Here is a 25,955-nt window from a genome sequence, read left to right on the forward strand (position 1 = left end):
GTCCGCTTCGTTTGTCCAATCACGGGTTTGCACGTTCGGCTCCGTTGCTTGCGGCTGCAGGTTTGGTGAACACGGCGACAGTGGTGTGCCCGATGGCGGGGCAATCGGTGCGCCGGGTCAAGCCGGCGAGAAGCGTGCACGCGAGCGGCGCCGCCAGGGCGTCGACCCGCTCCCGCAAAGGCGATTCATCGACCACCGGATCGAGTTCGAATCCGAGTTGTCGCGCGATCCCCTCGCTCGCGACCAGTTGCGCCCAGGCGCCGAGCATCTCGTCGATCGGGGTATGATGAAGGTGAAGATCGACAAGGCCGAACGTTCCGGCAATCCAACGCCAGGTTCGATCTTCCCACCAGGTAAGGTGATGCGGCGGAACGTTCAGCAAATCCCGCGAACGGCTGACATAGGATTCGGCGTTGGGTGTCGCGAGAATGATCAGGCCGCCGGGCCTCGTCAGCGCAATCATTGCTTCGATCATCGCACGCGGGGCCGAGACGTGTTCGAGGACTTGAAAAGCGCAGGTGACATCGAAGCTTTCGGGCCGCTCGCGCATGATATCGCAAACGTCCCGCTGAATGACACGAATGTTCAGCACGGCTGCCGCCGCCACAGCATCCGCATTGAATTCCAAACCAAGATAGTCAACATCGCGGAGATGCCCGACGAAATGCCCAATGCCGGCACCGACCTCAAGCACCCGTGCGCCGGATGGGATATAGTCGGCGGCAATTCTAAATTCTGCTTTATCGGGTCTGTGATAGCCGTGACGTCGTGCGATCGCAGCATAGAAAGCGGCATCGCCGGCGACCGGCGGATCAAAAAAGGACAAGCCGGTTACCTCGTCACGCATGAGGTGTACCCGATGAATGGCGGCGAACAGTGCAGAAACGTCGATGCCATGACGCCGCCGATATCCATCGATCAGGTGCGGAACGTCGATGGAACGGACGGCCACGACTCCATCGCTTGTCCCGGTAAGCGGGCTGGCCGGCATGATTATCGTTGATCCAGGTGAACCGATGTTCATGAAGATCCCTTGTCCGGCGTGTCGTTGCCCCGATGGCATCGCGACGCGATCAGGACACTATCGCAATGATCTTAAGAAACAGTGAATATCCGCTTCGTGGATCGGGGTTGACGACGCTTTGTCCCGGAAAGGCCGTAGCTTGACGGCTTCCAGCATCATCGCTTCATTATGCACGTCAACCATCAAAAACAGGAGAGACGCCATGTATGATCGGAAAAATCTCAAGCACCTCAAGACAATCGGCAAACACGCCCCGAAAGCGATGGAGGCTTTTGCCGCGTTCGATGCCGCCGCCATGGCTGACGGCGCCGTTCCAGTGAAATACAAGGAGTTGATCGCTCTCGGCGTCGCTCACACAACCCAATGTCCCTATTGCATCGATATCCATGCCGGCAAAGCGCGCGCTGCCGGCGCGACCGACGCCGAGATCGCCGAAGCCATCATGGTCGCCGCGGCGCTGCGCGCGGGGGCGGCGGCGACTCATGGCACCCATTGTTTTCTGAACGAGTAGCCTTGCCGCACCGCCATTGGCGGTCAATTCGCCTTGCTGACGCTCACCACCGAGCTGAAAGGTACCGACAAGGCGCCAAGATTGAGTGAGACGCTATTGGTGCCGCTGGATACCCCAGTCGCGGTTCCTGTCACGGTGAAGGGCAGCGCGCTGGTCGAGCCATTGCCGTTCGCGCCGATCACCGCGACCTTATAGGCGCCGTCCGGCATGACGGTTCCGGCATTGTTGGTACCGTCCCAGTTCCAGGTATTGCTGCCTTGCGTCGCGGTGAGCGCTGCGTCGCGGATCTGCTGGCCTGCGCTGTTGTAGATCGCGATTGCCACCGGCCCGGCGACGGGCGATGTGAAGCTCAGGCTTGCCTTGCCGTTCTGCAGCGGAATTTCGTTCGATTGGGCGGTGATTTTGCTGCCGAGCATCGCGCTCGCCTGCGTGAGATCGCCTGCCTGGGTAAGCTGGATCAACTGACCGAGGCTTGAATTTGTGTTGATCTGCTGTTCGACCTGCGAAAACTGCACAAGCTCGGAGGTGAACTGATTGGCATCCATCGGACTGGACGGATCTTGATTCCGCAACTGGGTCATCAGCAGGTTGAGAAAACTGGAAAAATTCGATGACAGCACGCCGAGCCCGCCACCTCCGGCGGCGGAAGTGCCGCCACTCGCCGAGGGCACGGCCGAGCCGCCGCCGGTAATGCCAGAGGCCCTGGCATTTGCTGCGGCGATCAACTGACTCTGCTGATAGGCGACGGAAGCGATGCTTGCGGTCATATCGGGCAATCCTTTGCTCGTGTCGTATCAGGCCATCACGTTCAAGCCGAAGCGTCGCATCCGTATCGGGCGTTGCGGCAAGGCGTTATCGGCGGCGGCGGGACGCTCGCCGGAAGCGTCGCCCGACGGACAGGCAAACGCCGTGCCATGCGACGGCTCGCTACGCGACCTTCGGCCATCCTGGCCGCTGCTCATGCCGAGCTGGCCAGCGTTGCCTTGACCACCATTGTTTTGGCCGGTGGTGTCTTGACCTGATGAAGGGTTGGTGTCGGCTCGGGCAGCGTCGAGATGAAATGCGATGCTGCGATGTTCCATCGGGATGCCCGCCTGGGTCAGCGCTCGTTCGAGTGCCATATGATCGTTCTGCAAGGCGATGAGTGTCGCTGGATGCGTTGCCGTCACCGCGATGACGGCTTTTCCATCGGCATGACGGTCGATCTGAACCGTGACCATGCCGATCGCGGGCGGCGCCATCGCGATGGTGAGACGGATTCCAGAAGCGCTCAGCGCCTGGTTTGCGGCGATCGGGATTGCGTCGGCACCGACCATCACGGCGGCGATTTGCACGGCAGCACCCTGGCCGGCTGGCGCGGCAACAGGAGTCGGTAGCGTGGTGACTGGCAGAGGTACCGCCTCGGACAATGCGACTGGCCCGGCCGTTGCGGCACCCGCCAAGGCCGATGAGTCGGGACTCGGCATCGGCGACTCCAGGGAGCGTTTCTGTCCATCTGCCACACTTTGCCCGGTCATGTGCGGCAGAAATGAAGTTGTCGCCGAACTGGCATCCCCCGTGGACGCGCCTTGCGCTGTAGCGGAATTCCCCTGTGCCGCGATTACGGTTTGATATCCAGTCTCCAGGTCATGCTGCTTCATCATGCCCGATCGTCTCAACACCGCTTGACCGTCGCTCGGCGGCACACCAACGATTGTCCTCTGCCCCACTGGCATGAATTGCTGCGTTACAGGAAGCGGGATCGGAAATGGCAAATCGATCCGGGCTGCCGGTGCTGGTGCCACATCAGGCGTTATCTTGGTGCGATCATTCGCAGCCGTCCCATCGCCCTTACTTACTTTTATCGTTATGGTTTTTGCCACGTTGTCTGAGATGGCTGAAGGCGACGATAGATTCGGCACGGCCACTGCTAGAGATGGGTCAATGCCGCCCGGCTCGGTCGGAAGAGACCAATCCTTCGCCATGCTGTGACTTATCCGGTCGGGTGCTTCCTTCGACGGAAGTTGCGCCGCCGGCATGGCATCCGACAGCGTGTGCTTAAAGGAAATCAGTATTTTGGGTGGGAGATCGGCTGGTTTTGCAATTGGCAGTGTTATCGAAGCCGTAGAGGTTAATGTCGCGTTAGTAAATGTCGTTTTGAGTGCGGCTCCGCCGATCGGGATTGCGGTGGCCGACGATTTCGCCTCAGAATTGCCCTGCATGGTTGATATCGAAGCGGAATTGATGGATGGAGTGAAACTGAACGGCATATAAAACAGCAATGCAAATCTCCTGCCAGGCAAACCCGGCGTATTGGCAAGAAAAGCAGGCCAACCATGGGACAAGCGGCAGAAATTGCCGGGCCAAATCTGTCTGGTCGGCGCATTTTGCCGAGGGTAGCGGCACCATTTTCACCAATTCTTGCTGATTCCTCGTCAACCTGCATTGGCACGGTTCATGCTTAGCTCTTCATTGCATGGCTCTTCGTCGCATGGCCGATGCCGCCGCGCGATCGATTCCAGCGAGTGGTTCTTTTGGGAAATGAGGACAAGATGTCGATTTTCGGTGCCTTGGATACGGCAGTGAGCGGGTTGCAGTCGCAATCCAGCGCCTTCACCAATATCAGCGACAATATCGCGAATAGCCAGTCGGTCGGCTATAAAGGCGTCGATACCAATTTCATCAACTATCTGACCCAAAGCACCGCAACGGCCAATGGCTCGGACTCGGTCGCGGCTCACCCGGATTATACCAATACGGTACAAGGTGCGGTCACCCAGAGTAGCGATCCGCTGGCGCTCGCGATCAGCGGCCAGGGGTTCTTCGCGGTCAGCGAACCCGCCGCGACTACTGCAACCGGCGGTACGATGGCGCAGAGCTTTCAGGAACAGCAATATTACACGCGGGCGGGAGACTTCACGCTCAACAAGGATGGCTACTTGGTGAATGGGGCCGGCGCCTATCTCGATGGCTGGTCGGTCAATCCCTCCACCGGCATCATCAATACCGCAGTGCTCGCACCGATCCGGATTGCCCAGGGCACAACCCCGCCGGTACCAACCAGCAGCGTGACGTTATCGGCTGCTTTGCCCGCGACGCCGACGCCCGGTCAGCCGGTGAGCACGCAGGTCGATGTCTATGACAGTCTCGGCACGCTGCATCAGCTTAACCTGAGCTGGGTTCAAAATGCGAGCAACGATTGGACGGTGACATTGTCCTCACCCGATGCCACCCCCTCGACGATCGGAACCGCCGAAATGAAATTCGGCGCGACTAGTGGCAATGCGGTTCCTGCCGGCACGCTTGGCAGCCTATCCAATCCGACCGGCAGCGTTACCGCGACAAGCTATGCAGCGAACGGCCCGGCGACGCTCGATTTTTCGGCCAATTTCGGTAATGGTGCGCAACCGATTTCGCTCGATTTGGGCAATTTCGGCGACACCTCTGGGCTCACTCAATATTCGGGCACCAGTTTCAACCTGCAAGGCGCCTCGCAGAACGGGATGCCCCAAGGCAATTTCAGTAATGTAGCCATCGACAATCGAGGCAATGTCACGGTCAATTACAGCAACGGCTTTTCGGCAACCATGGCCCAGGTTCCGCTCGCGACCTTCCGCGCGCCGGACGCGCTGCAAAACCAAAGTGGTCAGTTGTTCACCGCAAGCCAGGGTTCCGGCACGGCAACGGTCAATGCGGCCGGAACCAATGGCGGCGGGTCTCTGGTGACCGGGTCGACGGAAAGTTCCAATGTCGATATCGCGACCGAATTTACCAAGCTGATCGCCGCTCAGGCCGCGTATTCGGCCAATGCCAAGGTCATTACCACGGCCAATCAGTTGACCCAGACCACAATCAACATGCTGCCATGATAATATCGACCTGGAATTAGGATCATGAGTATCGGAGCGGGCCTTGCCATTGCCAGCAGCGGGCTAACCGCGATCGAACGGCAGCTCGCCGTGGTGTCGCAGAACGTCGCCAACGCCAATACACCGGGATATTCGGCTGAAACCGAAACCCTCTCGAGCACCACGGCAGGAGGCATCGGCACCGGCGTGATAAGCGGTGTGGCAACGCGCCAATTGAACACCGACATGCAATCGCAACTCAACGCATCGATCAGCAACCAGTCGTATCAGAGTGCAATGGCGGCGGCATTATCCGGCATCGACCAGGTGATGGGTGCGCCAGGCGAGGGCAATGACTTGCCGAGCCTGGTTGGTGCCGTTCAATCCTCCTTCGCGACCTTGCTGTCAGATCCATCCAATCCCGCGCAACAATCCGCCCTCGTCACGGCAGCGCAGACGTTGACCAGCCAAATCAACAGCATTGCCGGCGCCATTGGCACCGCACGCCAAGCGGCGCAAACCACAATGGTTGCCGACATCAAGAACCTGAACCGGTCGCTGACGCAAGTGGGCACGCTCAACACCCAAATCGTCGCCCTCAAGCAGCAGGGCCTGAGTACCGCCGATCTCGAGAATCAGCGCAACGTATTGGTGCAGACGATCGCCTCGCTCACCGGCGCCAAGTCGGTTCCGCAGCCGAATGGCACGATTGCGCTTTACACCACAACAGGTCTGCAACTGCCAACCGACGCAAATCATCCCTTATCCACACCGTCCGCGACACTTGGGGCCAATGCCTATTACCCCGGCGGTGGCGTCCCGGCCATTACGCTGAATGGCCAGGACGTAACACCACTCCTCACCGACGGCACCATTGGCGCATCGCTGCAATTGCGCGATGCCACATTGCCCAAACTGCAGGCCGGCCTCGATTCATTTTCGCAAGGGATTGCAAGCCGATTTTCCGCGCAGGGGTTAACGCTGTTTTCAGACTCTTCGGGCAACGTTCCAAACGCAACCGGCAGTGTTGGCTTCTCTAACGCGGTAACCGTCAATCCGGCAGTCGTCAAAAATCCGGCTTTGGTGCGTGACGGAACCCAGGCAATCGCGGGAAACGCTACAGGTGCGTCATCCTTCACGCCAAACCCGCCGGGCGGTCCGGCTGGTTTCTCGACCATGATCCAACGCGTGCTGAAATTCGCGTTTGGAAAAGACGTTCAGGCCGGCGTCAGTCAGCCGGTAACCGCGTCCAGTGGACTTGGCCCTTCCGGCACGATTGCGCTCAACTACACCGGTGCCGGCACGATCTCAACCGTCGCCACAAATTTCGCAAGTGATGAAGCCGCAATCAGCAGCGATGCGCAAGCAGCGAAAGCCTCATCTAGCTCGCTCACTAACGCCTTGACCACCCAGTTTTCCGCAACAAATGGCGTCAGTGTCGATCAACAGATGGGTGTGCTCGTCGCGCTCCAGAATGCCTACGCCGCGAACGCCAAAATTGTCGGAATCGCACAACAAATGTGGCAAACGATGGAGGCCATGATTTCATGAGCGGATCAATTTCTGGATTCACGGGCGGCAATTTCGGATTAATACAGGAATTGGTTGCCGGAGCCACCGCAACCAAGGCGCGGCTCGATCAACTTATCATACAATCCTCGACCGGCTACGTAGCATCGACCTATGCCAGGCTCGATACCGCGACTCCTGGCACGGCGGCAACCACCCTCACCCTTGCTCCGCAAATCGCCGGCATCACCACCACGATTGCCAATCTCGATGTCGCTACCGGACGAATGGGCGTGCAACAGACCGCGCTTTCCTCGATCAGCAAGATCGGTTCGAACTTCATGGGGCAACTGCTATCCATCGGTGCGCTGACGCCGCAGGCGATGGATACGCTCGCCGCTTCCGCGAAGCAGGCGTTGGTACAAGTCGCCAACCTGCTCAACACCAAAGACGGTTCGATTTACATATTCGGTGGTCAGAATAGCGATTCGCCTCCGGTTCCAAATCCGAATGGCATCGCAAGTTCCAGATTTTTCACCAGTATTCAAAACGCGGTCGCAAGTCTCGCAAGCAACGGTGCTACCGCGACCGAAGCCGCAACGCTTGTGGTTGCCAGTTCGAATTCACCAGGGATAACGCCGTTTGCTGTCGGGCTCGGCGCCAATCCTGCATTATCACAAGTCGCTGCCGGCGACGACGCCATGGTTGCGGTCGGAATCGCAGCCAATGCCAACGGATTCGTCACCTCTGCGGGAGCGGATACGACCGGCTCCTATATGCGCGATATCATGCGCGGTCTTGCGACCATCGGGAGTTTGACGTCCGGTCAAGTGGGCAATGCGAATTTCCAGGGTTTCGCCCAGGCGACCGCAACCTCGATGGGAAACGCCGTCACCGCGCTTTCGGAGGATGCCGGCGTTCTCGGCAACACGCAAGCGGCATTGGCGACTCAGGCGGTCAATTTGCAACAAACGGCGACGGCACTCACAAACCAGCTTGCCGGTGCCGATCAGGTCAATATGACCAGCACCCTTGCCGATTTGTCGTCCACGCAAACCCAGTTGCAGGCGTCGTATCAGCTTATCGCCGCTATGAAGACAATGTCCCTCGCGCAATACATTTAATGGGTCTGCTTCATCCGGCATTAACTAATTCGGTGCAAAATACGCCGATTTCGCAAAACGCGAAGCTTTCGATGCTATGTTTCAAAGGATAACCCAATGTCTGGTGCTATCAACTCCATCATCACCAACTCGGCCGCGATGGTCGCGGTCAACTCTCTTGACACAATCAATTCTCAACTCCAGTCGGTGCAGTCCGCCGTCTCGACGGGATATTCAGTCAACAGCGCGGTCGATAACGGTGCCGCTTTTGCCGTTGCTCAGTCCGTACGAACCGATGTCACCGGTCTCACCGCAGCCAATCAGCAGCTCGGCGATACTCAGGGACTGCTCTCGACCACCAACACGGCGCTGACCAACATCTCGAACATGATGCAGAACATGAAAGGGACGCTGGTTGATCTGGCCAACTCCAGCGTCACCGGCAATCAGCGCGCGCAGTATATTCAGCAATATCAGTCTCAGCTCACCAACATCAAAACCTATATTCAGGACGCAAACTACAACGGCCGCTCTCTACTTGGTAATATCGCGGGCTCGAACGGCACGTTCACGACTACTGCCTTGTCGGTCGTCAGTAACGGCTCCGGCGGAACTTTTTCGATCGCTTCGAGCGGCATGTCCGCAATCTATCACTCCCTGGCGTTCACCAGCACGCAGCTGAATTCGGCAACGACGGTCGCAAGCTTCATTACCGCAACCGGCACGTTCAGCAGCAAGGTGGGTTCGGTCGGGTCGACAATGAACACCTATGGCAACCTGACCAATCAGATCAACAATCAGATCACGTTCAACCAGGATAAAATCAACTCACTGAATACCGGTCTCGGCGCCCTGGTGGATGCCAACATGGCGCAGGAATCGGCCAAGCTTCAGTCTTTGCAGATTCAGCAGCAATTAGCGACGTCGGCGCTCTCCATTGCCGATCAATCGCCTGGTCTGCTGACAAAATTGTTTCCGTAAATTTGTCCCGCGATCCGGCTTGCCAATGGCAGGCCGGATTCGACTGATTTTGTCCGAGGATTGCCTGATGTCGATTCTGGTTCTCGAACTCCGCCAAGGTGACGTCATGGTTTTGAACGGCGCCCCGATTCGATTTCGGACCAAGTCGCGGATCGAGTTGACTGCCAAGGCCCGCTTCATGTTCGGCAAACAGATCTTGCGTGCAGAAGATGCCGATACGCCGGCACGGCGAATCTATTTTGCGTTCCAGACGGCCTATATCGGTACTGATGAAGAACGCAATACCGCGCTGACCCGGGTTCGCGGGTTGATCGAGGAGTTCAAAACAGCGACGACATCAGCATTGGCGCGGGAGATTCTCGACAAAGCGCTCGCCTTTGCCGAAACGGATAATTGTTACGAGGCCTTGAAACTTACGCGTAGAATCATGCGGCATGAAACCGCCGTCATGCACGCCAGTCTATGATCAAAAAGGACCGCTTATGTCTAACCATTTTCAGGTTTTGAAAGCTTACGGCTCAGCCGCAACTCTGCGCAATCAGCGCGATCAGGATGCGGAAATCATTCGCAGGGTAAGTAGCGCTTTGTGCCGCGCATCGGATGAGATTTCCCGCACCCGCGCACTCGCCGACGTCAAAATGCTCTGGCAAACCATTCTTGCGGCAAACCATGATCCACGCAATCCGCTACCGATTCCACTGCGCGCGCAAATCGTTTCCGTCGCGCAATCCGTATTGCGTGCGGCAATCCAGGAGACACCTGACTTCGATTTCCTGGCCGAGATCAACGATCATTTTGCTAACGGCCTGAACGGTCGCGTGTAATTCCAGGATATTTGTTATGTCAGTCAGCCTGTCGGGAGTATTTAGCACCTATGCCTCGCTTTTCACGGCATTATCGTTGTCAGGAAACTTCAATATCTCGGAAAACATCACCTCCATTCTGAGCGCAGCTTATGCGGGCGCGACTGCCGGAAATGTTGGGACAAGTTCGGAAAATCCAATTACGGCGCTTCAGATTGCCCAACGTAATCAAGCGCAGGACGTTGCAGCCGAGGCAAAACAGCCTCAGGTGCTTCGGGATGTGGCTGCCTTCACCAAGGCCGTCCAGACCGCGACCTCGGCGAAGCAACTTCTGGCGAACCCGGCGGTCATGAAGGTTCTGCTGACCGCCAACGGGCTTGGGCCACAGATCGGCTATCCGGCACTGGCTCAACAGGCGCTGCTGTCCGATCCAAACGACCCGACATCGCTCGCCAATCAATTGGCCACAACCAATACGCAATGGCTTGCAACCGCACAAACCTATGATTTTGCGAACAAAGGGCTCAGCATTATCCAGAATCCAAAAATCGTCAGCACTCTGGCCAACGGCTATGCCGAGGTTCTCTGGCGGCAATCGCTCGATCAGCAGACGGCCGGTCTATCGAACGCCTTAGATTTCGTTCAAAATGCCAAGAATTTTACCTCGACCGTGCAAATTCTCGGAGATCCGGTGATCCGTGACGTAGTCACCACCGCTTTGGGTATCCCACAGCAGATTGCCTATCAGCCTTTGGCAGCACAAGAGCAGGCCATCACAAGCCAGTTCAACGTTGCCAGTTTGCAAGACCCCAAATTCGTGCAGTCCTTTGCCGATCGCTATCTGACCGTCCTGCAAGCAGCAGCCCAGAGCAACGCCAGCACCAGTACAATAGCAAATATGACCTCCCTTGCCGTTCAAGCGCAAGGCCTGGTCGCGTGAGATCCAATGCAAGAATGGGACATAAAACATGACCAGCCTGAATTCGATCGAACCAACTCAAGGCGATGCCGACTTTGGAGCAACGCTTGCCTCACGCATGCGTGCTTTGATCGCCCGTGGTCAGATCGGCGCCGCGGAGCTTCTTCTGCCGACTCTCGAAAAACTGGTCGATATGCAGGAAAGCGCTATCGCGATTAAGGCGGAGATTGCGCTTGCTGGTGGTTTTTCAAAGCAAGCGACGGAAATGCTCGACCGCGGTCTGGAACGCTTCCCGGCTAATTTCGCCATGCTCATCCTGCGTGCCGAAATCGGTCTCTCTGAACGCGACTTCGCCACGGCTACCACTGCTGCAGCCGAAGCGGTGATTGCAAGACCTGACAACGCTGGCGCAAAGTCATTGCTCGGTCGGGCCCTGTTGGAACTCGGGCGAGTCGAACAAGCCACGATCTGTCTGCGTGAAGCTTGCGCCGCAATACCCGCCCATGCACCCACTCGCCTCGCCTTGGCGCGGGCCGTGCCCGAAGAAGCCGATTCAATCCTGCGTACCGGGATCGCATTGGCCCCAACGGAGATCGCTTTCCGCAACGCATTGATCCGCGCACTTCTTGCCCAGGATCAGCTTGAATCAGCACAAATCGAGATAAAGTCCACGGTCGATTCCGGGACCTGCGATATCGAAACGCGATTGCTCGCGATCGAAGCCGCCACCCACTCCGCCGATTGGGCGGAAGCCGCGCGGCTATGTGACGACCCCCAGTTCGTTGAAATCGCTCATGCATGACGGTTGCGTCGCACCTTGGCAGGACAATCGAGCCGACACCGATCCGGTTGCCCTTCTCAACAAGGCGATCCGGCTCGACGGCGAGGGCGTGCACGACATTGCTCAGGCGGCAATGCGTCAGGTTGTAACGCTGATACCGGGTTGGGATGAACCCTGGCTGCGCCTCGGTCAAAGCCTGCGCGCTAGGAATTGTCACGATGCGGCCATGGCTGCCTATGACGCGGCTCTGGAGTGCAATCCAAGGCGAGTCGAGGCGCTGCTCGCACGGGGCGTTCTCGCCTTGCAGCATGAACCGCCCCAGACAGGCTTGCATTTTCTGACCCGCGCAACCGATCTTGCGCAGGACAATCATCAGGCTTGGCATGCCCTGGGTCATGCATATGCCGCGGCAAAACTCGATATTCGCGCTGCCGGCGCATTCCGGCACGCCGCTACACTGGCGCCGGATCGGCTTATTTATGCGTTTGATGCGGTCGATTCCGAAACATGGCTCGATGGTCCGATTTCCGATCCTGCGCCCCCTTGGAGCGATGGAATCAGGCTCGCTCTCGCCGGTCGTTCGGCACTGCAACGCGGCGCGCTCGACGAGGCTGAAGCCGCCCTGGAAGCCGCCTATGCCTTGATGCCTGACGAGCCGTGGATTCCAACGGCTCTCGGATCGGTGCATATGATGGCAATGCGGCCCTATCGTGCCGAACCGGCACTCCGTGCGGCGCACAGGCTCGCGCCGAACGACCCGGTGATCGCCCATGATCTTGCCGTCGCGTTGGCACGACTCTATCGCTATGCTGAGGCGGAAACGATTCTCGGCATGGTCGCGACACAAGGATCGGCGCATCCAAGGATTTTTTGCACCAGGGCCAATCAACGCGCATCGATGGGTGACATCCAGGGGGCAATGGACGATCTCGCCACCGCACGAATGAACGGCGCGGATGAGATTGAGGCGCTGCGCGCCGAGTGTAGCCTGATGCCATATCGCCGCGACGCATCGGCAATCATGGTGCGGCACGCGATGGAGACATTAGGTGCCATGTTGCCGCGCGCAGGCACGCCGATGATGCGCCCGCGGTCAGCGATATCGGACGATCCTGAACGGCCTTTGCGCATCGGCCTACTTTCCAATACTTTACGCACCCATCCGGTCGGCTGGCTGACGCTTGCCGGATTCGAGGCACTCGATCGTGACAGCTTTCCGATCCATTGTTTCGGCCGGTTCGCGCCGGAGGACAGATTGGCTCGACGTTTCGCCGCCCGCGCCGATGCCTGGCATGCGATCGACGCGCTCGACGATTACGCAGTCGCCGCGTTGATTGCCGAACAGAATATCGACATTCTCATCGATCTTGGTGGCTATGGCGACGCCGGCCGCATGTCGGTGACTGCCTATCGGGCTGCGCCGGTGCAGATCAAATGGGTCGGCATGCAATGCACGACCAGCGGCATCCGCGAAATCGACTGGTTCCTTACCGATCGCTGGGAAACACCAGACGGTTTCGAGCGGTTCTATACCGAACGCTTGCTTAGATTGACTGATGGTTACGTCTGTTATTTACCGCCGGACAATCCACCGGGCTTCACGCCCCCGCCCGCCCTCGCGCGTAGTCATGTCACCTTCGGTTGCTTCAACAATGTTACCAAAATTACCGACGAAACCTTAACCGCCTGGGCTGATCTGCTATTCCATGTGCCGGATGCGCGACTCGCGCTTCGGTGCCCGCAATTTTCGGAATCCGTCACGGTCATGCGCCTGCAGGAGCGGGCGCGGAATGCGGGGATCAACGTTGCACGGCTCGATTTTCTGGGGCGGGCCTCGCATCGGGAATTTCTGGCCGGTTATAACAAGATCGACATTGCTCTCGACCCTTTTCCTTATTCCGGCGGCCTGACAACCTGCGAATCTTTGTTCATGGGTGTGCCGGTTGTCACTCTTGCCGGCGAACATTTCGCCGCACGCCATTCGGTCAGCCATCTCTCCAATGTCGGGCTCTTAGATTGCGTCACCACATCGACGGATGCCTATATCGATCGCGCAATGGAACTGGCCAAGGATCTGCACACACTCACGGAATTGCGCGCGGGATTACGCCGGCAGGTTGTGGCAAGCCCGTTATGCGATACCGCGCGCTTCGGCAAAAGCCTTGGCGCTGGTTTGCGCCACGCGTGGCACGACTATTGTGCCGCCGCACGGGCCTAACCGATCGCAGCGACTATGTCACAGCCTGTTCGTGGGTGGCGGAAAAGCGAATCTCGGGCCAGCGCTCGGTGGCGAAGCGGAGCGACCAGGAATCGCGTGCGAGAAACACCGGCGAATCGTCCCGATCGAGTCCCATCGACGCCTGATTGGCATCGACGAATTCTTTCAGCCGCCGCGCATCGTCACAATTGACCCAGCGCGCCGTGGCATAGGGTGCGGTTTCGAAGCGAATCGGGATCTTGTATTCAGCGTCGATCCTTGCCGCCAGAACGTCGAGCTGAAGCGCGCCGACCACACCGACGATCCAGTCCGCCCCGAGCATCGGACGAAAAATCTGCGCAACCCCTTCTTCGGCGAGATCCTCCAGCGCCCGGCGCAACTGTTTGGCTCGCATCGGATCGGCCAAGACGATCCGCCGCAGAATTTCAGGAGCGAAGCTGGGAATCCCGGTGAAGCGCAACATTTCGCCTTCGGTGAGCGTGTCGCCAACGCGCAACGAACCGTGATTCGGGATGCCGATGATGTCGCCGGGATAGGCTTCCTCCGCGAGAGAACGATCGCGCGCGAAAAAGAAAATCGGCGCCTGAACCGCCATGGTCTTGCCGGCGCGGACGTGGAACAATTTCATCCCGCGCTGAAACCGGCCCGAGCAGATTCGGGTAAAGGCGATGCGGTCCCGGTGATTCGGGTCCATATTGGCCTGCACCTTGAACACGAAACCGGTCACCGCCGGATCATCGGCTGCGACCGGATGTGGCTCGGCGCGCTGCACGCTCGGCGCCGGCGCGCAATCGGCGAGCATGGCGAGCAACTCCGCCACGCCGTAATCCTTGAGGGCGCTGCCAAACAGGACCGGCGTGAGATGGCCGGCGCGGAACGCGGTTTCGTCGAATGAGGGATAACCGGCCCCTGCCAGTTCGATCGCCTCGCGCAATTCCGTCAGTTGCTCGGGCGGGATGTCCACCGGTTGCGCCGGGCCGCCATCCGGTGCCTGCTGGCCGATCGGCCGATTCCCTGCAATATCCCAGCAACCGCGAAACAGGCCGCCCATCCCCACCGGCCAGAGCAGCGGGGTGACATCCAGGGCCAGGGTGCCGGCGATCTCGTCGAGCAAAGCGAACGGATCGAGACCTTCGCGATCGATCTTGTTGATGAAAGTGACGATCGGGATGTCGCGCAGGCGGCAGACCTCGAACAGCTTGAGCGTCTGCGCCTCGATGCCGCGCGCGGCGTCGATCACCATCACCGCCGCATCCACCGCTGTCAGGGTGCGATAGGTATCCTCGCTGAAATCCTGGTGCCCCGGCGTATCGAGCAGGTTGAACACCACGTCCCGCCAGGTGAAGGTCATCACCGAAGACGTCACCGAAATACCGCGCTGGCGCTCGATCGCCATCCAGTCCGAGCGGGTATTGCGGCGCTCGCGTCGCGCCTTGACCATGCCGGCTTCGTGGATCGCGCCGCCGAACAGCAGCAGTTTTTCGGTCAGCGTCGTCTTGCCGGCGTCGGGGTGGGAAATGATCGCAAAGGTCCGGCGCGGCAGCGGCGAAACGACTGTCTCCGCCGGTGCGGCGATCAGGGCCAAATCATCCATCATGTGCGGCCTATAGCAACAAGGCTCCTGCTTGTGTAGGCAAGGCAGGTGAGCCATGCTGGACCGCCGGTTTTCATCGGCGCCGACATTTATCGGCAGCCCATCGCCACGCCGCCGCACCCGCTTGCGGTGATCCGCGCGCCGCTGGCCGAGGATCTGGCACGCGCGATGGGCTGGCTCGATACCGGAAACTATCGCATCTCGCCGGTCGCCGACCGGGCAGCGCTCGAACGGTTTCACGACCCGGCCTATCTCGACGCGCTGGAGCAGGCCGAAGCCATGCTCGACCTGCCGGAAGCCCTGCGCACGCGCTATCGGATCGGGGCAGACGCGAATCCGATCCATCCGGCGGTCTATCGCCGGCCGGCAACCTCGGCGGGCGGCGCGATCCTGGCGGCGCGGCTCACCGCCCATGGCGGCATCGTCCAAGTGCCGGGGGCCGGCAATCACCATGCCTGGCCCGATCGCACGCGCGGCTTCTGCGCCCTGAACGATGCCGCGCTCAGCATTCTTGAGTGGCTCGATCATGGCCTGTCCCGCATCGTCTATCTCGATCTCGACGCCCATCACGGCGATGGGGTGGAAGCCGCCTTCGCGACCGATCCGCGCGTGCTGACCATCAGCGTCCATGAAGCCGGGCGCTGGCCGCGCACAGGACCGGTTTCCCGGCCGGATATGGGCGTCATCAATTATCCGGTCCCGCCCGGCTTCAACGACACGGAACTCGATTTCCTGATGGATCGCGCGATCCTGCCGCGCATCGCGGCGCACCTTCCCGAGGCGATCATGCTGCTGCCCGGCGCCGATGCCCTGGCCGACGACAGGATGGCCAAGCTCGACCTGTCCAATCTTGCCCTCTGGTCCGCCGTCGGTGCGATCAAGACTCTGGCGCCGCGCCTGATCGTGCTCGGCGGCGGCTACAACCCCTATGCGCTGGCGCGGGCCTGGGCTGGCATCTGGGCGCGGCTTAACGATTTCGTGATCCCGGACCGCCTGCCGCGGGCCGCCTTGGACGTTCTCGCCGGGATCGGCTATTTCCGCGCGCCAGGGCAGCCGCGCCCGGCGCGCTGGCTGACCGGCATCGCCGATCCGCCGAACGCCGGAACGGTGCGGGATGCCGTCCGGGCAATGGCCGTGTGAGATAAGGAGCAGGATGATGGGTATCTGGACGAGGCGATTCTATGCCGGGACGGCAAGCGCGTTGCTCGCCATTGGAGCCGCCTCGGCGGCGATCACCCAGGCGCAGCCCAAGCTGCCCACCGAGCAGATCACCATCGTCAACCAGCACGGCAAACGGTTCACCTTCACCGTCGAGCAGGCGACGACTCCGCACCAGCAGGAGGTCGGGCTGATGTTCCGCAAGAACGTCCCGGCGGATACCGGCATGATCTTTCCCTGGACTCCGCCGCAGATCTCCGAAATGTGGATGAAGAATACGCTGGTACCGCTCGACATGGTGTTCATCGGACCGCACGGCACGATTCGCCACATTGCCAATGAAACCGTGCCGCAGAGCCTGCGGGTAATCTCCAGCCACGTGCCGGTTGCCGCGACGCTGGAACTCCAGGGAGGGATCACGGCGAAGGACGATATCGACGTGGGCAACAAGGTGATCGGCTCGCAATTCAATGATGCCGGATAGGCTTGCTTGCCTAGTCGGGGGTAACAGCATTAGGAAGCGCGGTTGATATGCGGCATTGTCGGGGCGTGGCGCAGCCTGGTAGCGCGCTTGTTTTGGGTACAAGAGGCCGCCGGTTCGAGTCCGGCCGCCCCGATATCGCGGCGAGCATGACCTAGTGTGGCGATTCTGAAATTCCTACCCGATTGCGGCAGCAATTTTAGGAATTCCAGAATCACCACACTAGAAGACCTTGATTTTCCTAGTGTTCTATCGCTTCGGAAATTCGTAGAACGCTATCGGGCAATGTAGGCGAATTTCCGAAACGGAACACGAGGAGCTGGCATGACCAGGGCGCGTATTTTTCTGCCGCCGAAGAGCGCGATGCAGTCCGGCTGGGCCAAGACCCGCCGATGGGTGTTGCAATTCGAGCCGAAAATGGCCAAGCGGCTCGACCCCCTGATGGGCTGGACCGGCAGCGGCGACACGCTGGCGACCCAGGTGCGGCTTTTCTTCGAGACGCGCGACGAGGCGGTCGCCTATGCCGAGCGCCATGGCATTAAGTTCGACCTCGAAATCCCGACCGAGCATCGTTGCCGGCCCAAGGCCTATGCTGATAATTTCCGCTTCGACCGGCGCAGCAACTGGACCCATTAAGCGGATACAACATTGAAATCGCGGTGGTTTTATCCGATGATGCCGATTATATCGGCCCCGTAGCTCAACTGGATAGAGCACCCGCCTTCTAAGCGGGTTGTTGCGTGTTCGAGTCACGCCGGGGTCGCCATTTCTTCATCATCGGTGCGATGGTGAAATTTACGCTTCCCGGATCGGCATCGATTTGCGACTATGCGGACGGAAGCCTTGCCGATGGGGTGACGGCGGGCTGGGGTTTCGCGCTGAAACCCGTAAGGATCACGCCCTGAGGGAGACGGTTCAATGAAATTATCCGCACGTTATGGGGTGTTCGCCGCGTTTCTTGCTCTTGCGGGCTGCTCGACGACGGCGCAGGCGCCGCAATCGAGCAATGTCTCGTCCCAGGATCTCAATTTCATAACCACCGCTTACCAGCTCGTGCATTTCGATCTCGATGCCTGCGCCTTCGTTCAGAAGAACACGCTGGAGCCGCAGGTCGTGCCCGTGGTGAACAAGATTTGCGCCGACGCCGCGGAATACGCGCCGAAAATCCGTGCCCAGGCCGCGGCGAATGGCGTAACCCTACCGAACACGCTCCCCATGGAGCTGAAGGCGCAACTGGTTACGCTGAATTATCGCCCGCAGCCAAACCTGTCGGTCGCCTTCCTGCGTGCCGAAATCGCCAGCCACGAGACCGCCCTTGCGGTATTTCAGGACGAGGCGCGGAACGGCCTGAACCCGACCTTCAAACAGGTGGCGATGCAGACGGCGCCGCTGGTCGAGCAAAATCTGGACATGTTGCGGAAGGCTCTGCCGGCGGGAACCGCCGAGTAGCCAAAAGCCTGGAGAAACCGGCGCTTCTGTGGCAGGAGCGCCGGTTCGGTTTGTCAGAAAATCTTGCCAACCTGAATCTGGAAGATCACATTCCTCCGCGCGCCGCCACGCACCCGCACATCGGTGCCCAGCGAAGCCTGGGCGAAAACCGTGGGAGCCAGGAAGCTGCCAGCGTTGATGCCGATCGTGGTGACGTTGTTGCGGTTCCCGGTATCGAAGCTGCCGATCGGCGAGGTCAGATACTGCTTGCCGCCGAAGGTCTGTTCGAAGCTGAGGCCGACATAGGCATCGGTCTGCGGGTGAAAGAAATAAGGCAGATAGACGATGACCTGCCCGGTCGGCTGGGTATGCACATGCGAACCGAACGGCCCGACCGCCGGCCCATCATTGTTAACTCCATAGAAATAGGCATCGAGCCAGATCTGAAAGTCCAGGCGCTTACCTTTTGGTTTGCCGAACACGATGTGGCCGTAGCCGATCTCGGGATTGTTCACCCAGTTATGGGTGCCGGCGTTGATCGAACTGTTGGCATTGTAGGCACCGACTGGCGGACTGAGAAAGTAGGCCAGTGTGAGATACTGGTCTTCCGCCGGATCGTCGAGCGGATAGATGAAGGCTGACAGGAGCGGTTCCGCGAAACCCCCGTTGGTCGACAAACTGGCGCCGCCAATCTTGGTATTGCCCAGAAAATTGACGTCCGGCGCAATAACCTGAACGCCCCATTGCATGCCATCGATCGGGCTGAAGGTATGGACGTAGCGCAGAATCGGCACATCGGTCGCGATATGGGTATTGCCGACCTTGGTGCCGTTCGCGGTATAGAAACTGCCCGCCGTGGAAAACTGGTTGTAGATGATGCCCACATTGACATTCGGCGGCGGCGTCGGCAGATCATAAGGTAGCGGTGCAGCAGCCTCGGCTGACGTGCTCGCGATGCTCGTGGCGACGACCGCACCCAGGACGCCAACACCGCACCAATAGGCGATTCTGCCGATATTGAGCCTGACTTTCGGTCTCATGACGACTTCTCTCCCAAGGTTTATGGTTTTCGATTATATATTGCTGCACTTTGCGGCGATAGGTCGCGCCGAATCAACGTTTTGCCCTATAGCGCCGGAAACAACCTCCAAGTTTTCGCTCGTATGTGCTGTTTTGGCAACATTCCTCGGCCCGGAATATTGCACAGTTCACAGATATCCGGTCCCGGCCTCAGCGGCGAAGCGCGCCGGGCCTCCTTGCCAGACGATCCTTGCGTGTTCGAGCATATAAACCCGATCGGCGTGGGGTAGCGCGAAGGTCACATTCTGCTCGCCCAGCAGAACGGTGATATCGGTCGTTGCACGCAGGACCCCGAGCGCCTCGGACAACTGGCCGAGAATCACCGGCGCAAGCCCGAGGGTCGGCTCGTCGAGAATGAGCAGGCGCGGCTTCATCATCAGCGATCGCGCGATCGCCAGCATCTGCTGTTCACCGCCGGACAGAGTGCGCGCCTCCTGCCCGCCGCGCGCCTTGAGAATCGGAAACAGGCCGAACAACCACTCCCGCCGCTCCGCGACTTCGCGCGGATCGAGATGCTGCGCCGCAAGATCGAGATTGTCGGCAACACTCATCGCGCCGAACAATTCCCGCGTCTCCGGGCATTGAACGATGCCGGATCGGGCAATCACGGCGGCGCTTTCGCGGCCGCGTACCACGCCATCCCATGCGATCGTGCCGCGATAGGGCACGAGGCCGGAAATCGCGTTGAACAACGAGGTTTTACCCGCGCCGTTGAGCCCGACGATCGAGACGAACTCGCCCGCGTGAACCGTCAGAGAAACATCGTCCAATGCCTGCGCTTTGCCGTAGAACAGGCTGAGATTGTCCACCTTCAGCAGCGCCTTGCGGGCCGCGATCTCGGCTTCCGGGCGCTCATGCGTTTCGATGCCGCCGCCGATATAGACGCGGCGGACCGTCTCGTTGCGCATCACCGCCTCCGGGCTCCCTTCGGCGATCTTCTCGCCGAGATAAAGCGCCAACACCCGGTCGGCGAGCGAGGCGATGCTTTTCACATTGTGATCGACCAGCATGACCGCACGGCCCTGATCGCGAAACCGGCTGATCAATGCGGAGAAATCTTGAACCTCCGCGCGCGTCAGACCGGCAAACGGCTCGTCGATCAGCACCACGCGCGGATCGCGCGCGATCGCCTTGGCAAGTTCCATGCGGCGCAGATCCGCGAAGGGCAGCGTCGCCGGCAGGCGATCGAGCACCGCCCCGAGTCCGCATTCCTCCGCGATGATCCGGGCCCGATCGACTGCTCCCGGCGGCGGACGCAACCCGTCGATCCGGTCGGGCAGAAGCCCCAGCAGGATGTTCTCGATCACGGTTTGCAGGCGCAGCGGCCGCGAATGCTGAAACACGATGCCGACGCCGGCGCGCGCGATCTCGAAAACCGGCCTGCCCGCGATATCGGCGCCATCGAGCACGATGCGCCCCGCAGTCGGCCGGACCACTCCCATGATCATCTGCATCACGGTGGATTTACCCGACCCGTTCGGGCCGATCAGTCCGAGAATCTCGCCGGGATATAACGCGAAATCGAGCGACTTCACCGCGACAAGACCGCCGAAACGCTTGTGCAGCGCGGACACCGCGAGACGCGGCGAAGCGTCGTTCACGATCCTCTCCGCGCCGGCAGAAGACCGAGCAATCCGTCGGGAAACAGCACGATGACCGTCAGCGCGATCAATGCGACCACGAAGGTCGAGAGCTGGCCGATCGGACGCAACAATTCTCCCGCCACGATCAGGAAGATCGCGCCGATCGCACCGCCGATGATGGTGCGCCGCCCACCCAGCACGGCGGCGATGATCACCCGCACCCCGATCGCGATATCGACGACGGCGCTGACCGAGGCAGTGCCGAGATAGAACACCAGGAATGCGCCGGCGAGGCCGGAAAACAGCGCCGAGACGGCGAAGGCCATGATCTTGTGTTTGGTGACGTTGAACCCCAGCGCCGCCGCCGCGATCCGATCCTGTCCCGCCGCCTGCAGGATCATGCCCAAGGAGGATCGCGCGATCACCGTCAGCACGAGCCCGCTCGCCGCCATGAAGGCGAGCGCATATTCATAGTTCGGCCCGCTGTCGATCGAGAGCACGTCGGGCACCGAAAGTCCGATCTCGCCGCCGGTCACGCCAGCGAAAATCACGATCGCCTGCTGCAGCAGCAACACCGCGACCAGGGTTATCAGCCCGAGATAGGGACCGCTCAACCGCAACGCGGGGATGGCAAGCGCCACGCCGCCGGCGACCGCGGCGGCCGCGCCGATCAGGATCGCGAGCGGCACCGGGGCGTGCAGCAGCGCATTTGCCATGCCCGCGCCATAGGCGCCAAGTCCGATCAGAAAAGTGGGGCCGAAATTAACTTCTCCCGCATAGCCAAACAGAAGATCCCACGACATCGCGAACACCGCGAAATAAAAGGCGGTTGTCAGTACGCCGAGTATATAGCCATTGGCACCAAGCGGGAGCAGGGCAAGCAGTACCAGAATACCGGCCAGCATCAGCGTGCGGCGAAGATTGCGGTGCACCTAACGCCGCCCCAGCAGCCCCTGGGGCCGCACATAGAGCACCACGACCAACAGGATCAATGCGGGAACATCGCGCAGCGAGGGCGAGATCAGGTACGCCGTCACCGTTTCGATGTAGCCGACGATATAGGCGGCGATCAGTGTGCCCGACACCGAACCAAGCCCGCCGAGCACAACGATGGTGAAGGCGCTGCCGGTCAGTCCCGGAATGTAGCCCGAGCCCGAGCCCAGAAAACTGCCGAGCAGCACGCCCGCGATGCCGGCGAGCGCGCCATAGACCAGCCAGACGATCAGATAGATCGTGCCGAGCTCGAAGCCAAGCAATGTCAGCCCGCGCGGGTTGATCGAGGCGGCGAGCAGCCGCTTGCCGATCCTGGTGCGATTGACCAGGAGCCATAAGCCGCCCATCGCCAGCCAGGCGATCGCCGCGATCAGCAATTCGTTGATCGGCGTGCTCACGCCGAACAGGTCGATCGTGCCGCCGATCAGCGGCTTCACCGTTACCGGACTGTTGGTGAAAGCGTAGGATAGGGCTTCCTCGATCATGACGCCCCAGAGCAGCGTCGCGGTCAGCACGAATAATTCCCGCTCCCGCGCCGGAATCGCGCGCGACCGCTCGATCGGCCGCACCACGCCGAGATAGGTGAGCAAAGCGGCGGCAACACACGCGGCGAGCCCCGCGAGAGCCCCCCAATCCGCGCCGTAACCCAGCGAGGTTCCGACGTACCAGGCGATCATCGCCGCGATCACCAGCAATCCGCCATGCGCGAGATTGAGCACGCCGGAGACCCCGAAAATCAGCGTGAACCCCAGCGCGCCCAGCGCAAAGAGCGTGCTGATCGCGAAGCCGTCGATCAGAATTTGCAAGGCGAGCACGCCGGCTCCCTTCGGTTCATCGTTTCAGATGGAAAGCGGCCGGATGCGCACAGGCATCCGACCACCATGGCCCACGGTCACGATTTTGCAGGCAGCTTCACGAAGCTCGGAAATACCGGCTTTGCATTGGCGAGGTTGAGCGGCCAAATGCATTTCTGCACGCCCTTCTGCCACTGGAACGCCACCCCCGTCACGTATTTCGGGCCGTATTTCAGCGCGTGGGTGAACTTGCTCTTGGGGCCCTGAAACACGAGCCGCCCCTGCGTGCCGATCATATTCGTCTTGTCGAGGGCATCGACGATCGCAAGGGGTTTGGTCGATTTCGCCCGGCCGATCGCATCCGCAAGCGCATAGATCGCGTCATAGGTCGAATAGCCGGTATAGGCTGGCGAAATGCCGAATTTCTTCTGATAGGCATCGGTAAACGGCAGGGTTTTCGGCGTGATCGCGACACCTGGCGCCGAGGTGCTGCCGGTAATCACGCCTTCGGTCGCGCCGTTGGTCGCTTTCCAGAATACCGAAGATCCGGCTTGCGCATTGATCCCCGCCAGCGCGATCGGCACTTTCTGTTCCGCCCATTGCACCGTCGGCTGCACACCGACATGAGCCCATCCGGCAATGATCACATTAGGGTGAAGGCTTTCGATCTTCTGGTAGATCGGCGTGAAATCGGAGGTGTTCGGCGCGAAACGAATATTGTCGAGCACTTTCAAGCCGACTTTCGGCAGGCATTTGTCGTAGCCGGCGTCGAGCGGCTTGGTCCACGCCGCATCCTCGCTCATCACCACCGCGGTTTTCATGTGGAATTGATCGACCAGCGTCTGTTTTGAGGCATCGCACACCGCCTGCGCGAGATAGGCCGCCGGCAGATAGGCGTGAAAAATATATTGCCGCTGTTTGTAGTCGGCGTGGACGTATTCCGAAAGTTCGTTGGCCGCCGCTCCGGTAATCAAATAAGGTTCGTGCAGCCGCGCGGCCCAGGGTTCGAGCGCGAGCGCCACTTCGCTCACGAATGTGCCGACCACGGCGACTGCGTGGTCCTGCTTGACCATGCGCTGAAACGAGCGGATCGCATCGGTGGTCGAAAGGTGGTCGTCTTCGATGATCAGCTTGATCTTCCGCCCGTTGACCCCACCCTTGGCGTTGATCTGGTCGGCGGCGAGAATGGCGCCATTGGCGATTGCCTTGCCCGGAATGGTGCCGAGTTCGGCGGTTATGCCGATCTTGATCGGCTTCGCGGCGTGCGCGAATGCCATCGGCAGGACACCGAGGGCGATGCCCCCCGCGATCACCGCAAGTCTCCCTTTTTTGGACATTTCGGTCTCCCTTTTGTTGTTCTGAGGCTGATGTGGTTTTTGGTTCTTAAATTCCTAAAATCGCTACCGCGAGCACTCGGGAATTTCAGAACCACCACACAAGACGATGCCTCACATGCGATCATGCCATAGGTAGCGCAAACGACAAGGGGGATACGCATGGCGAAAACGCCTCCCGTTCCCGCGATCCGGCAAAATGATCCGAGAACACAATAAATTATTAACTTTCCTCCGCTAGAACCCTGACCACGGCCCGGCGAACCGATGTCCGCACGATAGTTCTTCGCCGATCGTTTCTGAAAAGGTTTTAGAGGCAAAATGCGGTGGCGTTCATGACGATCCCCGACGGTATAGTCCGATGACGCCGGATTACGGACGATCCAGCCGCATTCTCGGGGCCTTCTGTGCGATTCCCCTCGCTGTCGGATCGTTCAGCGCCCATGCTCAACCGCACCCATTGCCGGGCATCGATGCACCCTCGCCAGCGCCGCGGGTCGCTGGCCGGCTCGCGATCGAACAAGGCAATGGCAAGCTGATCGCGCTGACCGGCGACGCCAGCAACGTCTTCGTCGCGGACCCGAAAATTATCGCCGTTCGGCCAGCCAGCGCGCGACGGCTCTTCGTGTTCGGCAAAGCGCCCGGCTTCACCACCCTGACCGCGACCAATGCGAAGGGTCATCGGATCGCGGTGTTTCGGGTTGCGGTATCGCCTGCGCGCTATCCGGCAATACGGGTGCAGACCGAAGCCAAGCGCATCGCTCCAGGTTCGGTGATCTCGGTTGCCAGCGAGGCTCACGGTATCGTGTTGCGCGGCACGGTGCCGACACCGGCGCAAGATTACCTGATCGTCAAGCAAGCCAAGCTCGACGCCGGGGCGAAGCAGAAAATCGTGAACGAAACCGAGGTCGAGCAGCCGCAGCAAGTAGCGCTCAGGGTGCGGATCGCGCAGATGTCGCGCACCGTCACCCAACAGCTCGGCATCAACTGGCAGAGCGTCGGAAGCGGTGTTCCGATCGGCAAATTCCTATTCGGGTTTTCGACCCTCGGCAATCTGATCGGCTCGTCGGGTGGCACGGCGCCCGCGGGAGGTACGTTCAATCTACAATTCCCCCAGCAGACCGTCCCGATCGACGGGATTCTCGACGCGCTGAATACCGATAATCTCGCCCATATCCTCGCCGAACCGACCTTGACCGCATTATCCGGGCAAAGTGCCAGCTTCATCGATGGCGGGTCGTTCCCGGTGCCGGTTCCCGGCCAGAACGGCCAAGTGACGGTCGAGTACCAGAATTACGGCGTTCAGTTGAAGTTCAAGCCGGTCGTCCTGAACGACGGCAGCATCGTGCTGCATGTCAAACCGACGGTCAGTTCACCCACCACGCAGAACGCGTTTCAGGTCCAGGTCGCGGGCGAATCGATCGTGGTGCCATCGCTATCCACCCAATCCGCCTCCACGACCGTCGTGATCGGCAGCGGCCAGACCCTCGCGATCGCGGGCCTGCTCGATAACAGCAGTAATCAGACCGATCATGCGGTTCCGGCCCTGGGGCAGATTCCGGTTCTCGGCGCCGCGTTCCGCAACGACGATTTCAACCGGCAGGAGGAAGAACTCGTCATTCTGGTCACCCCCTATCTGGTGCAACCCGTCGATCATTCGAAATACCTGGAATCGCCGGACGGAGGCTGGACCCCGCCAAACCAGTTGCAGCGTATCTTCCTGTTCCAGAACAACGGCACGGTGGCACGGCGGACGATTTTGCCTGGCCGGGCCGGTTTCATGCTTAGGTGATCCCGATGCGAGTACCCTGTTTTCTAACTCTCGTCCTGTGCA

General features: G+C 60.1%; 24 protein-coding genes and 2 tRNA genes. 17 read left to right on the forward strand and 9 right to left on the reverse strand.

The features are described 5' to 3' along the window. Window positions 1-19: 19 nt before the first annotated feature. Window positions 20-1,063, reverse strand: a complete 1,044-nt coding sequence (locus L2A60_RS07460; RefSeq protein WP_262312630.1) for a class I SAM-dependent methyltransferase — start codon at window positions 1,061-1,063, stop codon at window positions 20-22. Window positions 1,064-1,226: 163 nt separating this feature from the next. On the opposite strand from L2A60_RS07460, the gene L2A60_RS07465 reads away from it, so the two are divergent. Further along, window positions 1,227-1,535 carry a carboxymuconolactone decarboxylase family protein gene (locus L2A60_RS07465; RefSeq protein WP_235703749.1) on the forward strand — a complete coding sequence of 103 codons (309 nt, stop codon included), beginning with the start codon at window positions 1,227-1,229 and terminating at the stop codon, window positions 1,533-1,535. A 23-nt stretch (window positions 1,536-1,558) separates the two neighbouring features. On the opposite strand, the gene L2A60_RS07470 is transcribed toward L2A60_RS07465, so the two are convergent. Beyond that, a complete protein-coding gene (locus L2A60_RS07470) occupies window positions 1,559-2,302 on the reverse strand; it encodes a flagellar hook assembly protein FlgD (RefSeq protein ID WP_235703750.1) in 744 nt (247 codons plus the stop codon). A 27-nt stretch (window positions 2,303-2,329) separates the two neighbouring features. Then, window positions 2,330-3,796, reverse strand: a complete 1,467-nt coding sequence (gene fliK / locus L2A60_RS07475) for a flagellar hook-length control protein FliK (RefSeq protein WP_235703751.1) — start codon at window positions 3,794-3,796, stop codon at window positions 2,330-2,332. Window positions 3,797-4,066: 270 nt separating this feature from the next. On the opposite strand from fliK, the gene flgE reads away from it, so the two are divergent. The 9 genes from flgE to L2A60_RS07520 all read left to right on the forward strand — a co-directional run bounded on the left by flgE (window position 4,067) and on the right by L2A60_RS07520 (window position 13,676). Beyond that, on the forward strand, window positions 4,067-5,383 hold the full coding sequence (gene flgE / locus L2A60_RS07480) for a flagellar hook protein FlgE (RefSeq protein WP_235703752.1): 1,317 nt from the start codon (window positions 4,067-4,069) through the stop codon (window positions 5,381-5,383). Between the two features lie 24 nt (window positions 5,384-5,407). Continuing rightward, window positions 5,408-6,913, forward strand: coding sequence for a flagellar hook-associated protein FlgK (gene flgK / locus L2A60_RS07485; protein WP_235703753.1), 1,506 nt, complete (start codon window positions 5,408-5,410; stop codon window positions 6,911-6,913). A gap of 245 nt (window positions 6,914-7,158) precedes the next feature. Next, the gene (locus tag L2A60_RS07490) at window positions 7,159-7,995 is read left to right on the forward strand and encodes a hypothetical protein (RefSeq protein WP_235703754.1); all 837 of its coding nucleotides are present in this window, start codon (window positions 7,159-7,161) and stop codon (window positions 7,993-7,995) included. Window positions 7,996-8,091: 96 nt separating this feature from the next. Next, window positions 8,092-8,955: a flagellin gene (locus L2A60_RS07495; protein WP_235703755.1), complete on the forward strand. Its 864-nt coding sequence runs from the start codon at window positions 8,092-8,094 to the stop codon at window positions 8,953-8,955. 67 nt (window positions 8,956-9,022) lie between these two features. Next, window positions 9,023-9,421, forward strand: a complete 399-nt coding sequence (locus tag L2A60_RS07500) for a flagellar biosynthesis repressor FlbT (RefSeq protein ID WP_235703756.1) — start codon at window positions 9,023-9,025, stop codon at window positions 9,419-9,421. Then, window positions 9,390-9,779, forward strand: a complete 390-nt coding sequence (locus L2A60_RS07505) for a flagellar biosynthesis regulator FlaF (RefSeq protein ID WP_235703757.1) — start codon at window positions 9,390-9,392, stop codon at window positions 9,777-9,779. Before L2A60_RS07500 ends, L2A60_RS07505 begins: the two co-directional genes overlap by 32 nt. A 16-nt stretch (window positions 9,780-9,795) precedes the next feature. Then, window positions 9,796-10,698 carry a DUF1217 domain-containing protein gene (locus tag L2A60_RS07510; RefSeq protein ID WP_235703758.1) on the forward strand — a complete coding sequence of 301 codons (903 nt, stop codon included), beginning with the start codon at window positions 9,796-9,798 and terminating at the stop codon, window positions 10,696-10,698. A 28-nt stretch (window positions 10,699-10,726) separates the two neighbouring features. Beyond that, window positions 10,727-11,479, forward strand: a complete 753-nt coding sequence (locus L2A60_RS07515; RefSeq protein WP_235703759.1) for a tetratricopeptide repeat protein — start codon at window positions 10,727-10,729, stop codon at window positions 11,477-11,479. Further along, a complete protein-coding gene (locus L2A60_RS07520; RefSeq protein ID WP_235703760.1) occupies window positions 11,460-13,676 on the forward strand; it encodes a tetratricopeptide repeat protein in 2,217 nt (738 codons plus the stop codon). The genes L2A60_RS07515 and L2A60_RS07520 overlap by 20 nt, the downstream gene beginning before the upstream one ends. A 13-nt stretch (window positions 13,677-13,689) precedes the next feature. Here L2A60_RS07520 and L2A60_RS07525 read toward each other — a convergent pair whose 3' ends face one another. Then, window positions 13,690-15,273 carry a peptide chain release factor 3 gene (locus L2A60_RS07525; RefSeq protein WP_235703761.1) on the reverse strand — a complete coding sequence of 528 codons (1,584 nt, stop codon included), beginning with the start codon at window positions 15,271-15,273 and terminating at the stop codon, window positions 13,690-13,692. 45 nt (window positions 15,274-15,318) lie between these two features. Between L2A60_RS07525 and L2A60_RS07530 the strand changes: the two genes are divergently transcribed. The 6 genes from L2A60_RS07530 to L2A60_RS07555 all read left to right on the forward strand — a co-directional run bounded on the left by L2A60_RS07530 (window position 15,319) and on the right by L2A60_RS07555 (window position 18,358). Next, window positions 15,319-16,410 carry an arginase family protein gene (locus L2A60_RS07530; protein WP_235703762.1) on the forward strand — a complete coding sequence of 364 codons (1,092 nt, stop codon included), beginning with the start codon at window positions 15,319-15,321 and terminating at the stop codon, window positions 16,408-16,410. Window positions 16,411-16,426: 16 nt separating this feature from the next. After that, entirely contained in the window at window positions 16,427-16,912 is a 486-nt protein-coding gene (locus tag L2A60_RS07535; protein ID WP_235703763.1) for a DUF192 domain-containing protein, read from the forward strand. A 59-nt stretch (window positions 16,913-16,971) separates the two neighbouring features. Continuing rightward, window positions 16,972-17,045: transfer RNA gene (locus L2A60_RS07540), tRNA-Pro, on the forward strand. Window positions 17,046-17,233: 188 nt separating this feature from the next. Further along, complete coding sequence (locus L2A60_RS07545; RefSeq protein WP_235703764.1) at window positions 17,234-17,545, forward strand: ETC complex I subunit; 312 nt, start codon at window positions 17,234-17,236, stop codon at window positions 17,543-17,545. Window positions 17,546-17,598: 53 nt separating this feature from the next. Then, window positions 17,599-17,675, forward strand: a tRNA-Arg gene (locus L2A60_RS07550). 152 nt (window positions 17,676-17,827) lie between these two features. After that, complete coding sequence (locus L2A60_RS07555; RefSeq protein ID WP_235703765.1) at window positions 17,828-18,358, forward strand: DUF4142 domain-containing protein; 531 nt, start codon at window positions 17,828-17,830, stop codon at window positions 18,356-18,358. Window positions 18,359-18,411: 53 nt separating this feature from the next. On the opposite strand, the gene L2A60_RS07560 is transcribed toward L2A60_RS07555, so the two are convergent. The 5 genes from L2A60_RS07560 to L2A60_RS07580 form a co-directional block, all read right to left on the reverse strand. Beyond that, window positions 18,412-19,377 (reverse strand): transporter, encoded by a 966-nt coding sequence (locus L2A60_RS07560; RefSeq protein ID WP_235703766.1) that lies wholly within the window; start codon window positions 19,375-19,377, stop codon window positions 18,412-18,414. A gap of 168 nt (window positions 19,378-19,545) precedes the next feature. Next, the gene (locus L2A60_RS07565; protein ID WP_235703767.1) at window positions 19,546-21,018 is read right to left on the reverse strand and encodes an ATP-binding cassette domain-containing protein; all 1,473 of its coding nucleotides are present in this window, start codon (window positions 21,016-21,018) and stop codon (window positions 19,546-19,548) included. Then, on the reverse strand, window positions 21,015-21,932 hold the full coding sequence (locus tag L2A60_RS07570) for a branched-chain amino acid ABC transporter permease (protein WP_235703768.1): 918 nt from the start codon (window positions 21,930-21,932) through the stop codon (window positions 21,015-21,017). Before L2A60_RS07570 ends, L2A60_RS07565 begins: the two co-directional genes overlap by 4 nt. After that, window positions 21,933-22,808, reverse strand: coding sequence for a branched-chain amino acid ABC transporter permease (locus L2A60_RS07575; protein WP_235703769.1), 876 nt, complete (start codon window positions 22,806-22,808; stop codon window positions 21,933-21,935). It lies immediately after the preceding gene. 77 nt (window positions 22,809-22,885) lie between these two features. Next, entirely contained in the window at window positions 22,886-24,124 is a 1,239-nt protein-coding gene (locus L2A60_RS07580; RefSeq protein WP_235703770.1) for an ABC transporter substrate-binding protein, read from the reverse strand. A gap of 358 nt (window positions 24,125-24,482) precedes the next feature. Here L2A60_RS07580 and L2A60_RS07585 point away from each other — a divergent pair, with 358 nt between their 5' ends. Then, entirely contained in the window at window positions 24,483-25,913 is a 1,431-nt protein-coding gene (locus L2A60_RS07585) for a type II and III secretion system protein family protein (protein WP_235703771.1), read from the forward strand. Window positions 25,914-25,955 lie beyond the last annotated feature (42 nt).

It is taken from the genome of Acidiphilium iwatense, assembly GCF_021556475.1.
In the GTDB taxonomy this organism is placed as follows: domain Bacteria; phylum Pseudomonadota; class Alphaproteobacteria; order Acetobacterales; family Acetobacteraceae; genus Acidiphilium; species Acidiphilium iwatense.

Coding starts and splice junctions, on each gene's coding strand:
- L2A60_RS07495 (WP_235703755.1), top strand. CDS start 8,092: ATGTCTGGTGCTATCAACTCCATCATCACCAACTCGGCCGCGATGGTC.
- L2A60_RS07525 (WP_235703761.1), bottom strand. CDS start 15,273: ATGATGGATGATTTGGCCCTGATCGCCGCACCGGCGGAGACAGTCGTT.
- flgK (WP_235703753.1), top strand. CDS start 5,408: ATGAGTATCGGAGCGGGCCTTGCCATTGCCAGCAGCGGGCTAACCGCG.
- flgE (WP_235703752.1), top strand. CDS start 4,067: ATGTCGATTTTCGGTGCCTTGGATACGGCAGTGAGCGGGTTGCAGTCG.
- L2A60_RS07580 (WP_235703770.1), bottom strand. CDS start 24,124: ATGTCCAAAAAAGGGAGACTTGCGGTGATCGCGGGGGGCATCGCCCTC.
- L2A60_RS07510 (WP_235703758.1), top strand. CDS start 9,796: ATGTCAGTCAGCCTGTCGGGAGTATTTAGCACCTATGCCTCGCTTTTC.
- L2A60_RS07465 (WP_235703749.1), top strand. CDS start 1,227: ATGTATGATCGGAAAAATCTCAAGCACCTCAAGACAATCGGCAAACAC.
- L2A60_RS07515 (WP_235703759.1), top strand. CDS start 10,727: ATGACCAGCCTGAATTCGATCGAACCAACTCAAGGCGATGCCGACTTT.
- L2A60_RS07560 (WP_235703766.1), bottom strand. CDS start 19,377: ATGAGACCGAAAGTCAGGCTCAATATCGGCAGAATCGCCTATTGGTGC.
- L2A60_RS07460 (WP_262312630.1), bottom strand. CDS start 1,063: ATGCCATCGGGGCAACGACACGCCGGACAAGGGATCTTCATGAACATC.
- L2A60_RS07490 (WP_235703754.1), top strand. CDS start 7,159: ATGGGCGTGCAACAGACCGCGCTTTCCTCGATCAGCAAGATCGGTTCG.
- L2A60_RS07535 (WP_235703763.1), top strand. CDS start 16,427: ATGGGTATCTGGACGAGGCGATTCTATGCCGGGACGGCAAGCGCGTTG.
- L2A60_RS07555 (WP_235703765.1), top strand. CDS start 17,828: ATGAAATTATCCGCACGTTATGGGGTGTTCGCCGCGTTTCTTGCTCTT.
- L2A60_RS07545 (WP_235703764.1), top strand. CDS start 17,234: ATGACCAGGGCGCGTATTTTTCTGCCGCCGAAGAGCGCGATGCAGTCC.
- L2A60_RS07505 (WP_235703757.1), top strand. CDS start 9,390: ATGAAACCGCCGTCATGCACGCCAGTCTATGATCAAAAAGGACCGCTT.
- L2A60_RS07585 (WP_235703771.1), top strand. CDS start 24,483: ATGACGCCGGATTACGGACGATCCAGCCGCATTCTCGGGGCCTTCTGT.
- L2A60_RS07500 (WP_235703756.1), top strand. CDS start 9,023: ATGTCGATTCTGGTTCTCGAACTCCGCCAAGGTGACGTCATGGTTTTG.
- L2A60_RS07470 (WP_235703750.1), bottom strand. CDS start 2,302: ATGACCGCAAGCATCGCTTCCGTCGCCTATCAGCAGAGTCAGTTGATC.